Here is a 13,559-nt window from a genome sequence, read left to right on the forward strand (position 1 = left end):
ACATCTGCCTATTCTAGCTTATAAAGGGTATAACAAGAGCGGATTTGGTATAACTAGCTAAAGCAGGTGTTACAGCTATCTCAGGTATTGTAGGAGCTTGTTCTAAAAGAGATTTAAGTGTGGTAACTGTTTCATTAAAAGCCAGCATTTCATCTTCAAGACGGGTTTTTAAAGCTAAATATTTATTGTTAGATATAGGTTGAGTTTGTAAAATGCGATCGCGGACATAACTGGGAACTTTTTCAACAGGAACTAAGTCAAACTTTAACCAAGGAGGGACAACTTTTTCTAGAGTTCCATAAGCATTCCAAATATCATCATCAGACATTCCTTTAACGGCTAAATCAAGATCAGATTGTTCGTGCCAAGGACTATCTCCACGCAAAGAGCCAAATATAATAACCTCATTTGCCCCAAATTGTTCTTTTAATATTTTGACACAATTATTAGCTATTTTTAACGCTTTTTCTTTTCTTTCTTTTAAGGTAATACTCATTTTTATAGAGATGACTGATTATTAAGCAAGCAAAAAATTAACCTATTTTTAAGTATTATATAAGTTTAACTGGTAACTAATAACTGTAGTCTGTTGTGCATTTAAAATACTTATTGGGCATTTTAGTACAAACTATCAAAGTTTCTCTCCCTGCTCCCTTCTCCCTGCTCCCTTGCAGCCTCAAATAGCAGTTTAATGCTCATACCTTATTCCCCCCACCCCCCATTTCCCAACACCATAAAAGTTCGCTAACATAACAAAGCACGGACTATCATTACAGGAGTTTGAAACGATTAATGTCCACCCATCAGCTAGATAAGCATAACTCCCTTCATTTTCCCCCTTTACTTTTACCCCGTCCCTTACTTATGATTGGTCATGGAACCAAAGATGAAGACGGAAAAAGAACATTTTTAGACTTTGTAGCAGCTTATCAAGCATTAGATACTTCTCGTCCCGTAATTCCCTGTTTTTTGGAACTAACGGAACCCTACATCCAACAAGGAGTGGACTATTGTGTGTCTCAAGGTTACACAGATATTTCTGCTTTACCTATTCTCTTGTTTGCGGCGCGTCATAATAAGTTTGATGTTACCAACGAACTCGATCGCACTCGTCAGCGTTATCCTGAGTTAAAATTTCATTATGGCCGCCATTTCGGTATTACTCCCAATCTGCTAAAATTGTGGCAGGAACGGTTAAAGGATTTAGATCACCCTAACGCTAACCCTAAGCAAGTTCAACGTTCCGAGACTGTTTTATTGTTTGTTGGTAGGGGTTCTAGTGATCCCGATGCTAATGGGGATGTTTGTAAGTTAGCCCGCGTGTTATGGGAAGGTAGCGGTTATAAAACAGTAGAAACCTGTTTCATTGGTATCACTCACCCTCGTCTTGAAGAAGGGTTTAGACGAGCTAGTTTATATCAACCCAAGCGTATCATTGTTCTACCCTATTTCTTGTTTACTGGGGCGTTAGTTAAAAAGATTTTTCGTGTCACAGAAGAACAAAAAGCACTCTATCCCCACATCGAAATGACTTGTTTACCAGAAATGGGTGTTCATCCTCAACTGCTACAAGTGGTGAGGGAAAGGGAGTTGGAAATACAATGGGGACAGGTACAAATGAACTGCGAGATGTGCAAATTCCGTTTAGCAGTCACAGATAATCACACTCATCATCACCACCACGATCATCATTCCCATCACCATCATACTGCAATTGACCCTTATGCTAAGGTTGAAAACTATCATCAACGCATCTGGAAAACACCCTAGTTTTAATTAGCAGTTATCAGTTAAGTGTGATTCTAAATGTTCGCCTTATCATAAACTTTTTCACTAGCTTTAACTGATTTGAAAAAGTCTACCACGGGACGAGGATAGTCAACCCCTATCCTAACATTGTAACGTTTTTGTTCTTCTTGTGAAAGTTTCCAGGGTTCATGAATTTTTTGACCTGGAATCATTTTCAATTCTGGTAACCAATGTTTGATATACTCTCCTTTGGCATCGTAATCTTTTGATTGCTTAGGAATATTAAAATAGCGAAACCCTCTCGCATCATTGCCTACTCCTGCGGTGTAATTCCAGTTTCCATAGTTACTACAAACATCATAATCGATTAATAAGGATTCAAACCATTCTGCCCCCATTATCCAGTTAATTCCTAAGTTTTTAGTAAGAAAACTAGCAACATTTTGTCTCCCTCTATTGGACATAAACCCAGTGGTTGCTAATTCCCTCATGTTCGCATCAACTAAGGGATAACCTGTGTTACCTTCTTGCCAAAGTTTAAACCTTTCTAAGTCTTCTTTCCAAGGAATATCTACTCCTCGTAAACCAGACTCATAGAAAACTTTATTGCCGTGTTTTGCCCCAATAAACCGAAAATAATCCCGCCATAGTAGTTCAAAAATCAACCAATAAGTTGAGTTATTTCTGACTCTTTTTTCTTCATATTTCTGTACTTCTTCGTAAATATAACGAGGGGAAAGACAACCATTAGCTAACCAAGCAGAAAATTTAGAAGAATAATCCGCGCCTAACATTCCATTCTTAGTTTCTTTATACTCTTTGAGATGGTTTCCTTGCCAAAAATATTCTTTTAACCGTTTAATTCCTTCTGTTTCTCCTCCTTTAAATTCTAATACTCCTTTAGAATCATATTCAGGTTTTTCTAGACCTAAATCTTCTAAACTGGGAATGTATCCTAACTCAACATCGGGAAGAGAAATTAATTTTCTAGGACTTATGAAAGTGGGGTTTACAGTGGAATTTTTCTCTACTTTTTTCCTGAAACTGGTAAAAACTTCTGGTAACTGACTCACTTCAAAGGGTAAATCATCCCAATGGTACAAGGTAGCACCCCAAAATCCTTTAAACTTAACTTTAAGGGGTTTTAGTGCTTTTTCTACTGCATCTTCTACATTGATTTCTTCTGAGGTTACTTCTTCATAATAATAAACTTCATTAATTTCTAATTGTTTAACTAACTCAGGAATTATTTTTTCCGGATAACCTTTTCTAATAATTAAATTACTGGCTAATTCTTGCAAAGAATTTTTTAAATTAGCAACACTTTCTAATAAAAATTTGCCTCTAAAATTACCCGTTTTAGGGAACCCAAAAGAAGTAGTGTTAAATTGCCGAATATCAAAGCAATAAAAAGGAATCACTAGCGCACCTTGTTTAATCGCTTGATACAATGGTTCATGATCATGAATCCTTAGATCATTACGATACCAGATTAAAATTTTTTTGTTAGACATAGTTTATGAGTAGATTATTAAGATCTGTTAACTATGATAACACTTTTCATCTGATTAGCGTTGAGACTAGCAAAATTAAATTTTTACGTATACAGTCTTTTTATATTCATTGAAACAGTATCTCAATGATTCAATTATCCTAAGTTATAATAGTTTATGGAGGAGTGAAAACCCATCATCTTCCTCTTGATTTTGCAAATTTTTTGTGTGTTGTATATGAACAGTGATTTAGATTATATTCTATTTAAAACAGAACAAAATTATATTAAAAATGTTCTAGGTAACGAACCTTGGATTAAAGTTTTTGATTATCTTTATGATGAGGATGAGAACAGAGAAAATAATATAGTATTTCACTGTGGAATTATTAAACATGATGCTTTTGAAAAAGCTTTAGATAACCCAAGGGATTGGGAAATTTATCCAAATAAAGGATTTCCTGGTTGTACAATATATGGTTTAATTGAAGATAATGAAGTTATTTATGATAGATTTGGTGGTACTGAAGCAGAACCTTTAATTTTTATACGATATTATAGAGGTTTTAGAGATAGTTACCCAGAAATTTCAGAAGAATTTCGTTTTTTTCATAATCTTTATCATGACTTAGAAAAAAATCAATTTTTAAAATTAGATGAATCAGGATATCCTACTTCTGTTATTAGATTTGAGAATAATGCTGTTTTGATTCATCTAAAAGAAATAAGGCAATTTTTGGCTATAAAAGAAGCTTACCTTGTTTTATTTTTTGAGTATATTAGATCTTCTAAAATAGATATATCTCATCTGACATATATTCAGAAAGAGTCTCAATATCGTGATAAAAATACAGCATATTCAATGCTAGTACATAAAAATCATCATTCTCCTAAATATCAAACAAAATCTTCAATCAGAGGTAAAAAACTCATTCTTCCTTATCATAAGTCAAAAAGTGATTTTTGGCCTTATGACGAAGCAAAATATAGTGTTTGTAAAACATTTATAATTGGTGAAAATACTGATGGAGAACCGATTACTTTTACTTGTGATCCCGATAAATTAGCAAATTACTTTGGTGCTAACCCAAATGCTCCAAACTATCTTACTCCTGTATATTTTGAGCGAGATATTCTTGTAAAATATTATGCTAATCCTGATCAATATAGTGTAGAAGATTCTTATCTAAGATGTGGGGATAGTTGGGGACTAAAAATGGATAATCATCACGAAGATGTTGTTATAGTATATCTAGGTGACTTATCTTCTTTACCTGCTAAGGAACAAGATTATTGGAAAGTTTATAATATTCCGCCAAAGAGATCATTAAGTGGAACAAGTTTTGGAAGAAATATTTTAGGAATTCCTAGTGATCCTCAAGATAAAGCTTTAAAATTTAAGTTGAGATATGAACAACTTAATAAACAATGGAAAATTAATTATGGTTGGTATTTGTTTCGTCCATTATCTCCAAGAGATGATCATTTATGGAATAATTTACGAGTCCCACTAAATAATACTCAAGCTGAATTTGATCATCAAATTCTTGCCTTAACTAAAATCCTAATAGACTCTTTGAATGAATCTGAACTTAAGAAGTATATTGAAGATTATTCTAAAGATATGAAAGGAATTAAAAAGTTGTCTATTTTTTTAAATCAGCAAAATTTTAAAGATCATCAAAATGACATAGAATTATTAATGAATATACAATCCATTCGTTCTACTGGAGTAGCACATTTAAAAGGGAGTAAATATGAAAAAATAACCGATAGACTACAATTATTAAACACAAACTTACAAAAAGAGTTTAGTGACTTATTAAAACAAGCGACTATATTTTTAGATAAATTAATCAGTCATCTTGGTTTTGTACAATCAATTCAAGAAGCAGAAGAATCAGATGACTGGGTATCTGAAGAGGAATTTTTGAGAGGATTAGATCACGTAGAAGATTGAGTTTATTGACTACAGAAATCTTGTAAAGTGAGCAATAGTCACAAATCTCGACTTAGTTTACATAAATTTTTTATTTGCCAACACTACGATCTGGTAATAAAAATTAAATAATGATCTTAAAAGTTCCCAATAAACCCCTAAGACCCTTCATAATAAAAATATAGCGTGATAAAGAAAAGCCAGAGACATCCATGAGTAAAGGAACACTCTTCGATAAAGTTTGGGATACCCATACTGTCAAAATTTTATCTTCAGGACAAACCCAACTCTTCATCGGACTGCATTTGATCCACGAAGTCACCAGTCCCCAAGCGTTTGCTATGTTACGGGAGAGAGAACTAGAAGTATTGTATCCTAATCGCACGGTTGCCACCGTCGATCATATCGTCCCCACGGAAAACCAAGCTCGTCCTTTTGCTGATACCCTAGCAGAAGAGATGATACAAGCATTAGAAAATAGTACCAAGGACAACGGTATTCGCTTTTATAATATCGGTTCGGGTAGTCAAGGGGTTGTCCATGTAATGGCCCCGGAACAAGGACTTACCCAACCAGGAATGACCATTGCTTGCGGTGACTCCCATACCTCCACCCACGGTGCATTTGGGGCGATCGCATTTGGTATTGGAACCTCTCAAGTACGGGATGTCCTAGCCTCCCAAACCCTTGCCCTGTCTAAGCTAAAAGTGCGTAAAATCGAAGTTAATGGCACTTTACCACCGGGGGTATATGCTAAAGATGTGGTACTCCATATCATCCGTAAACTGGGGGTAAAAGGGGGTGTGGGATACGCCTACGAATACGCCGGAACCACCTTTGCAAATATGTCTATGGAAGAGAGGATGACAGTTTGTAATATGTCCATCGAAGGGGGTGCAAGATGCGGTTATATTAACCCCGATGATGTCACCTTTGACTACTTAAAAGGACTAGACTTTGCCCCCACCGAAGAAAACTGGGAAAAAGCAGTCAGTTGGTGGCGTAGTATGGCTTCTGATGCCGATGCAGAGTACGATGATGTTGTTAGCTTCGACGCTGCTGATATCGAACCTACCGTAACTTGGGGTATTACACCCGGTCAAGGTATTGGTATTAGCGAACCTGTACCCACCCCCGACAGTTTACCAGAAAGCGATCGGGCCATCGCCCAAGAAGCTTACAACTATATGCAGTTATCTCCAGGTAGTCCCATCAAAGGAACAAAAGTGGATGTTTGTTTCATTGGCAGTTGTACTAATGGTCGTATTAGCGACTTAAGAGAAGCTGCGAAGCTGGCAAAAGGTCATCATGTGGCCAATGGGGTAAAAGCGTTTGTAGTTCCTGGTTCAGAAAGAGTAAAAGTACAAGCAGAAAAAGAAGGTTTAGATAAAATCTTTGTAGAAGCAGGGTTTGAGTGGCGCGAAGCCGGATGTTCTATGTGTTTAGCCATGAACCCCGATAAACTAAAAGGAGATCAAATTAGTGCCTCTTCCTCTAATCGTAACTTTAAAGGTCGTCAAGGATCATCCACGGGACGAACTTTATTGATGAGTCCAGCTATGGTTGTAGCGGCTGCAGTGAATGGGAAGGTTTCTGATGTACGAGAACTCGGTTGAACAGTTATCAGTTACCAGTGAACAGTTATTTTTGTTCACTGGTCGTATTTAACTCACATTGTACATTGTTTAAGGCAGCCACTGGGGACGAAAACCCACTAAAGGTAGCTGTTTTAATTCTGCTTTACTGTTAGGATTATTGCTAATAGGAGGAATCAATAACCATAATTTTCCTCCTACGATCGCTTGCCCCGAGTTATTCGTTAAATTGTCCTTTAAACTGGTATCATCGCTAGTTAAAACTTGGTCAAATAATAAGGCCAACCCATCGGGAGACAAACTAATTTTGATGTCTTGATAATCAGATAATTTCGCTAAAGGGGTTACTTCTCCTGTCCTAATATCAAACCTAGCAAAGTAAGGTTGCTCTCGATATTCGTCCCCTTTTAATAGTTCTGTTAGTAGACAATATAATTGATTTCCTGTTGAAGTAAATTGACAATCCACAATCGACCCTTGAGTATTTAAGAGTTCTTTTTGAATGCCTTGATTATTAACATAAAATAACGAGCGGGTGTAGCGTAAATTAGCATTATCCGTATTAAAGTCCACCATTGCGGCCGAATTACCTTGGAGGGAAAAATCTAACAATTGACCGAATTTTGGTAAAAAATCTAAAGGTTCCGATTCTGGTTCTAGAGGTAATATTCCAATACCTTCACCTCGGGCAACAGCTAAAGCTTTGTTATCTGGGGTAATTTCAAAATGCCCCCCTGCTACCTTCAATCTTTCTGGTTTTTCTCCGTTTTTAATCATCCATAAATCAAAGTCAGCAGGATTTTCTCGGTTAACTCTTTGGATAACAATGGTTTCTCCATCCGCAGAAAGATCAAATTGATTATTTTGATAGGTTTCATTGTCTAGGATTTCTTCTATTTTCCCTGCCACATTATTATCACTATCTTCTACCCCATTACTAACCCCAGTGGTAACCGTATAAAGTTTTAATTGTCGTAGTCCATCGATACCCAAACCCTGATCATAAGCAGAGAATAAAATGCGATCGCCTTCGGGATAAAATTCAAAATCCATCACCACTAAATCTGGAGGGGTTAATGCTCTTTTATGTTGCCGTGTAATGTTATAAAAAACCAGTTTCCCTTTTTCTTCTGCCTGGGTTCCAATATAAGCTAACGCCCGATCTCGACTCTGAAAAGTTCCCACAAAGGGTTCCATTTCCTGACCTATTTTGCTACTATCTCTAAACCTTTCTCTAGCTTCGTTCAATTGAACTGTGTAGGTTTCCCCGTAGGGAACAGGGGTTTCTGTTGTGTAAGCTAAGCGACGACCAGCCCAACTTACTTTACCAGGAAGAGGGGGATCGATGACTAAATTTTTCTCCACAGTTTCTTTATCCATCGGCCGATCAAACGTCAAGATAAAAGCCCGATCTGTGTTATTAACGGTTTCTCCTTCCCAGGTAAAATTCTTAACTTGGGGACCCTTTCTCAAAAAACAATTATCTCCGCATAGTTTATCCCCAATAACTAAACCGGTAATAAGGATACTAAACCCTCCAATTAACCAGACAGAAAGTTTATCAATAGGTTCTTTTAAGGTAAGTTTATTGATCATTTTAATAAATAACTAATAATTAATAATTGAACTAATTAGAATAACCATAGGGATCATCGGGGGTAGGAATGGTTGTAACGCTGTTAGCAGATAACACTAATTGACGTTTTTGAGTAGGAGTTCCTTGCATTGTTTGGGTATCGATGGCAAGGGTTTCCGTCATCATTTCCCCTTCTATTTGTAACCAGGTATCAGGGGGATAATTGCTACGATCCCGTTCTAATTTCACTGGAAGTCCCACCGGATAGGCATCCACAGCGCAACAAGTAATAATAAAACGACTCAATAATATATAATCTTCCGAAAGTAAGGGAGAATGCACCACAAATCCCGTTACATTAGCTTTTTGACCCTGATAAGCATCAGGTTCGGGATAAGCATTCAGGGTTCTAATCCAGTCAATCAGCGATCGCTCCTCTGGTTTAATGTTAAGGGTAAAGCTTTGGGTTTGGCTTTGGGTGATGGGTAAGGATTCAGAAATTCCCCGTTGCAAAGCCACTTGACTATCAAAAATGGTGGGAGGAATAATGAAACCCGCGATCGCAGAGATAATCAACAAACTACTACCCCATCCTGGGGGGAAAATACTGATATGTTGCACTGTTTCCCCATTGTTGCCCTTTTGACGCAGGGTTTGAACCGATAACCACGTCTTAACACCCCCCAAAATGATGAAGAGAATAGCAGTGGCAAAAACCAGCAAATTATAATTAGGATGAATCAATAATTTGAGTTGACCGGTCACCCAATATTTGAAGAGTAGAACACCCCAAGCAACAATCGCTAAGATATCTAAACCTGGTAAAAGTAGTTTCAGTCTCCGGGAAAGTTTAAATTTAGATAGTAGATTCATAAAAATTGTTTAACCTCTTTAATCACGGCTATTTTAGAGGAAGTAACTATGAAACAAAGCCAAGACAAAGGTTAGCTGGGCAGCCAATGCAAATAAGTACACTATCATTCTGGGTTGAAAAATCGAAAGCATTAAACCAATGGCTTTGATATCTATCATTGGCCCGAACACCAAAAACCCTAATATGGAACTGGTGGTAAAAGTGGAGGCAAAAGATAGAGCAAAAAATGCGTCCACCGTCGAACAGATAGAAACAATGGCGGCCAATAACATCATAGCCACAATAGAACTAATGGTTCCCTGTCCCAAACTTAAAACAATTTCGCGGGGAACAAAAACTTGTAGACAAGCGGCGATCGCACTCCCTAAAATTAACATTCCTCCTAATTCTCTCAGTTCTTGGGTCACATTTTCGATGAATAATTTTAATCGTCCCACCATCACCGATGATTGACCAGAGTTTAGGGTTAAAGTAGCAGTTGACATTTCATCTAATCGTACCGGACCATTACTGGTTCCCAGTAAAAAGGTTCCAGACTGCAATAACATCGATTCTTTGAGATTGGGTTCTTTTTTTCTCGAACGGGCAAACCTAGGTTGACGGGATAACATGGTGATGCGTTGCGCCAGTAAGGGTTGTAGCATGGGGCGAGGATCTTTTTGAACACTAAAAACACAACCGATGGTAATGGCCACAATCAAAGAAAAAATAACCCGATAAAAAACGATTTCTGGTTGACCCCTAAACGCTACCCAGGTTGACCAAACCACGATGGGGTTGATGGTTGGGGCCGCTAATAAAAAGCCGATGGCTGCTGAATTGGGTAGTCCCTGCATGAGAAACCGTCGCGCTACAGGAACATTTCCGCATTCACACACCGGAAATAAAAAACCGATACAACTACCTGCGATCGCCCCTAACAAGGGATTTTTGGGAATACTCGCAATTAACTTACCCTCATCGATGAATAACAGCAAAGCACTCGATAAGGATACTCCCAACAGCAAAAATGGAAATGCCTCCACCAGCAAACTGAGGAATAAGGTAAAGGCGTTGTGTAATTGTGTCATTATTATACGATTGCCTGATCAGGCTGCTAGTGGTTATTCTGACGTAAGTTGGATTGATAAAGTTCTCATGAATCCCTCAATGGACTTTATCATATTTTTTAATATTTTCTTAATATAACTTTATGCTTATCCCTTTGTTGAAGAAGATTCAACAACCCTGCGAAGCCGCCCTCCTAACTCCGAACTCAGGTTAGTCAGTTTCCGTAATAAAAAGCTAAGCTAGTTTTATTACTGATATCTTGCACCAGTATAGAAAAACTTAAATTAGTCAGCAGTCAGCAGTCAGCAGTCAGCAGTCAGCAGTCAGCAGTCAGCGTTCAGCATTCGTTTAATCTTACTCACAGTAGATGATAGGGATTGATATGTTTCAGCTGAAGGCTTACAAACTAGCCAGTTTTATCGAAGGTGCAAGATGTGAGTATTAACTAAGTTGGGGGTTGAACCTTCTTCAGAGTCTGTTAATCACCGTTCACTGAGAACCGATAATCGAACTATGATAGTCCCAGAATTAGCCATCTCTACTTCCAACCTCACCAAGCAGTTTGAACGGCATATTGCGGTCAATAAGCTAGAATTAGAGGTACAAGCAGGGGAAGTTTACGGTTTAATCGGCCCCAATGGTGCGGGAAAAACCACCCTAATGCGAATGTTAGCGGCTGTTGAAGAACCCACTGCAGGAGAGATTCACATTTATGGCGATCGCCTATTAAGAGACAATAGTCATCCTCGTCTTAAGCAGAAATTGGGCTATCTTCCAGATGATTTCCCCTTGTACGAAGACCTAACTGTTTGGGATTATTTAGATTATTTTGCGAGACTTTACCATCTAAAATTACCCCATCGTCGTCGTCGCCTTCAAGAAGTTCTTGAATTAGTGCAGTTAACTAGCAAAAAAAATAGTAATATCAATACCTTATCTCGAGGTATGAAACAACGGTTAAGTTTAGCTAGAACTATTTTACACGAACCCCTTTTATTATTATTAGATGAACCGGTTTCAGGCTTAGATCCCATTGCCAGAATGCAGTTTAGAGAGGTCATAAAAGTCCTACAAAGTGTTGGCATGACTGTATTAATTTCTTCCCATGTTCTAAGCGACTTGGCAGAATTGTGTACCTCTGTCGGTATCATGGAGTTGGGTTATTTAGTGGAAAGTACCCCACTAAAAGAATTGTACGAAAGACTATCCCGTCAACAAATCATCATTAAAACTTTGGGAGATTTAACAAAATTAGAACAGGAATTAAAAGGGTTTTCTGAAGTAGAAGAATGGGACATGATTTCCCATAAAAACAGTTTGCGAGTTAATTTTTCAGGAGGAGACGAAGAAAGTGCAGAATTATTAAAACATCTTATCAATCAAGGAATTCCTATTGCCACATTTCATTGTATTCAAGAAGATTTAGAGTCTATCTTCCTCAACCTAGGTCATCAACAACCATCATAATTGATGTTACTCACTTACACATAAATCAAGGAGAGAAAGGCCAATGCTTATAACGTATATCGACAAAATCGGAGACTGGAACCCTCAATTAATGAGGGAACTAAAAGGACGTTTCAAAATCCGTAATTTATCTATCGCTGTTATCATTGCCGTTAGTATTCAAATTTTATTACTAATAGGTTTTACTGGACAACTTCCCATTGATAGTATTACTACACCTCAACGGAGTCGTTATTGTACCGCAACACCACCGGGAAGATATTATGGAGATAATCTCTTATGTATTCAAGATTTATTAGGAAATTGGATTATTAATTGGCAACTTTGGTGGTTGGATGTTTTTAAAATTCTTAGCGTAGTAGGATTGTTTATTTTATTAGTTGCAGGAACTTATTTATTAATTGCTGATTTATCAAAAGAAAAAAGTAGAGGAACTTTGAATTTTATTAGTTTAAGTCCCCGTTCTTCTCAGAATATTCTCTTAGGTAAAATTCTGGGAGTTCCTTCTATAATTTACCTTCTGTGTGCGGTTTTATCTCCATTGCATTTAATCGCTGGATTTAAAGCAAATATCTCTCCTGGACTGATTTTATCCTATTATTTAGGTATCATCATCAGTTGTGCATTTTTCTATAGTCTTTCTTTGCTCTTTGGTTTAGTAATTTCTGGGTTAGGGGGATTTCAATCTTTTCTCTACAGTGGATTGGTTTTGATGTTTCTCTCTGTAACCACAAGTGTTCTTTTCTCCTCCAGTGATTTTATTTCCCACACCCCCTTAGATTGGATAATGTTGTTTTATCCAGGAACAATTTTAGCCTATCTGGTTGAGTCTACTTACATTCCCGTTAAAACAGCAAATATTGATTACGAAACTCTGCATCAATTTGCTTGGTATGGTAAACAATTCTGGCACAATTCTTTCTTAGGAATTAGTTTCATTTTCGCTAATTATTCTCTCGGAATTTATTGGATAAGTCGAGCATTAAACAGACGTTTTCGCAATCCTAATGCCACTTGTATCAACAAGATAGACAGTTATAAAATGTCAGCTAGTTTTATTATTATTGCCACAGGATTTGTTTTTCAATCGGGTGGTTCTCGGGATATAGAGTATCATATTATTGAAAATATTGTTGTCTTACAAATTTTCATTGTTGCCTTTGCTTGTTTACTAATAGCCGCTTTGAGTCCTTCTCGTCAAAGTCTATATGATTGGGCTAGATATCGTCATCAAAACCACGATAATTCGCGCTCTTTGGTACGAGATTTAATTTTAGGTGAAAAAAGTCCTTCACCCCTAGCAATCGCTCTCAATTTGGGGATTATGTTTGCCTATCTTATCCCCACAACATTGATAGCACCCCTAGATCATCCTTTTAGCCTTTTATTAGGACTATTTATCAGTTTGAACATCCTAATTATCTATGCAGTAGTTGGTCAACGAATTCTTTTATTTAAATTACCTAAACCTGATTTAATCGCCACTGGAGTAATTGCTATTTTAATGTTTATTCCTCCTTTAATGTTTAGTATTTTAGGACTGGAACCTTCCGAAACTATTACCCCTTGGTTGTTTACTATTTTTGGTGTGGCTGCTTTCAACAGCGATTTACATCTGTTAACCCTAACGTCAGTTATCTTTCCTTTACTGAGTCAATGGTTACTAATTGCTTTAGGAACCACTGAAATGAGTAAACGCTTACAAAAAGCAGGAGAATCAGAAACCAGATTGTTATTAAATTCTTTGACTGCTAACAAGAATTATAGTCATTTAAAATAAGAATGAGACACTAACTGTTACAATAGGCTCTAATAAT

General features: G+C 37.1%; 10 protein-coding genes. 5 read left to right on the top strand and 5 right to left on the bottom strand.

Annotated elements, in window-relative coordinates; translation table 11 throughout:
• Positions 1 to 13: 13 nt before the first annotated feature.
• Positions 14 to 496, bottom strand: coding sequence for a nucleotidyltransferase family protein (locus tag P9B04_RS03850; RefSeq protein WP_342053678.1), 483 nt, complete (start codon positions 494 to 496; stop codon positions 14 to 16).
• A 296-nt stretch (positions 497 to 792) separates the two neighbouring features.
• On the opposite strand from P9B04_RS03850, the gene P9B04_RS03855 reads away from it, so the two are divergent.
• Positions 793 to 1,770, top strand: a complete 978-nt coding sequence (locus P9B04_RS03855) for a sirohydrochlorin chelatase (protein WP_342053679.1) — start codon at positions 793 to 795, stop codon at positions 1,768 to 1,770.
• A gap of 32 nt (positions 1,771 to 1,802) precedes the next feature.
• Here the strand turns inward: P9B04_RS03855 and P9B04_RS03860 are convergent, their stop codons facing one another.
• Positions 1,803 to 3,263, bottom strand: coding sequence for a DASH family cryptochrome (locus tag P9B04_RS03860; protein ID WP_342053680.1), 1,461 nt, complete (start codon positions 3,261 to 3,263; stop codon positions 1,803 to 1,805).
• Between the two features lie 216 nt (positions 3,264 to 3,479).
• On the opposite strand from P9B04_RS03860, the gene P9B04_RS03865 reads away from it, so the two are divergent.
• Together P9B04_RS03865 and leuC are read left to right on the top strand one after the other, a co-directional pair.
• A complete protein-coding gene (locus tag P9B04_RS03865) occupies positions 3,480 to 5,201 on the top strand; it encodes a hypothetical protein (RefSeq protein ID WP_342053681.1) in 1,722 nt (573 codons plus the stop codon).
• A 191-nt stretch (positions 5,202 to 5,392) separates the two neighbouring features.
• Positions 5,393 to 6,796 carry a 3-isopropylmalate dehydratase large subunit gene (leuC, locus tag P9B04_RS03870; RefSeq protein WP_342053682.1) on the top strand — a complete coding sequence of 468 codons (1,404 nt, stop codon included), beginning with the start codon at positions 5,393 to 5,395 and terminating at the stop codon, positions 6,794 to 6,796.
• Between the two features lie 69 nt (positions 6,797 to 6,865).
• Here leuC and P9B04_RS03875 read toward each other — a convergent pair whose 3' ends face one another.
• Genes P9B04_RS03875 through P9B04_RS03885 form a run of 3 tightly spaced genes read right to left on the bottom strand, consistent with a single transcriptional unit; the run spans position 6,866 to position 10,295 of the window.
• Positions 6,866 to 8,371 (bottom strand): Ig-like domain-containing protein, encoded by a 1,506-nt coding sequence (locus P9B04_RS03875; protein ID WP_342053683.1) that lies wholly within the window; start codon positions 8,369 to 8,371, stop codon positions 6,866 to 6,868.
• Positions 8,372 to 8,402: 31 nt separating this feature from the next.
• Positions 8,403 to 9,224: a TIGR03943 family putative permease subunit gene (locus tag P9B04_RS03880; protein WP_342053684.1), complete on the bottom strand. Its 822-nt coding sequence runs from the start codon at positions 9,222 to 9,224 to the stop codon at positions 8,403 to 8,405.
• Positions 9,225 to 9,257: 33 nt separating this feature from the next.
• Positions 9,258 to 10,295: a permease gene (locus P9B04_RS03885; RefSeq protein WP_342053685.1), complete on the bottom strand. Its 1,038-nt coding sequence runs from the start codon at positions 10,293 to 10,295 to the stop codon at positions 9,258 to 9,260.
• 493 nt (positions 10,296 to 10,788) lie between these two features.
• Here P9B04_RS03885 and P9B04_RS03890 point away from each other — a divergent pair, with 493 nt between their 5' ends.
• Together P9B04_RS03890 and P9B04_RS03895 are read left to right on the top strand one after the other, a co-directional pair.
• A complete protein-coding gene (locus P9B04_RS03890; RefSeq protein ID WP_342053686.1) occupies positions 10,789 to 11,742 on the top strand; it encodes an ABC transporter ATP-binding protein in 954 nt (317 codons plus the stop codon).
• Positions 11,743 to 11,785: 43 nt separating this feature from the next.
• On the top strand, positions 11,786 to 13,522 hold the full coding sequence (locus tag P9B04_RS03895; protein ID WP_342053687.1) for a hypothetical protein: 1,737 nt from the start codon (positions 11,786 to 11,788) through the stop codon (positions 13,520 to 13,522).
• Positions 13,523 to 13,559: the final 37 nt, after the last annotated feature.

This window comes from Crocosphaera sp. Alani8 (assembly GCF_038442745.1).
In the GTDB taxonomy this organism is placed as follows: Bacteria; Cyanobacteriota; Cyanobacteriia; order Cyanobacteriales; family Microcystaceae; genus Crocosphaera.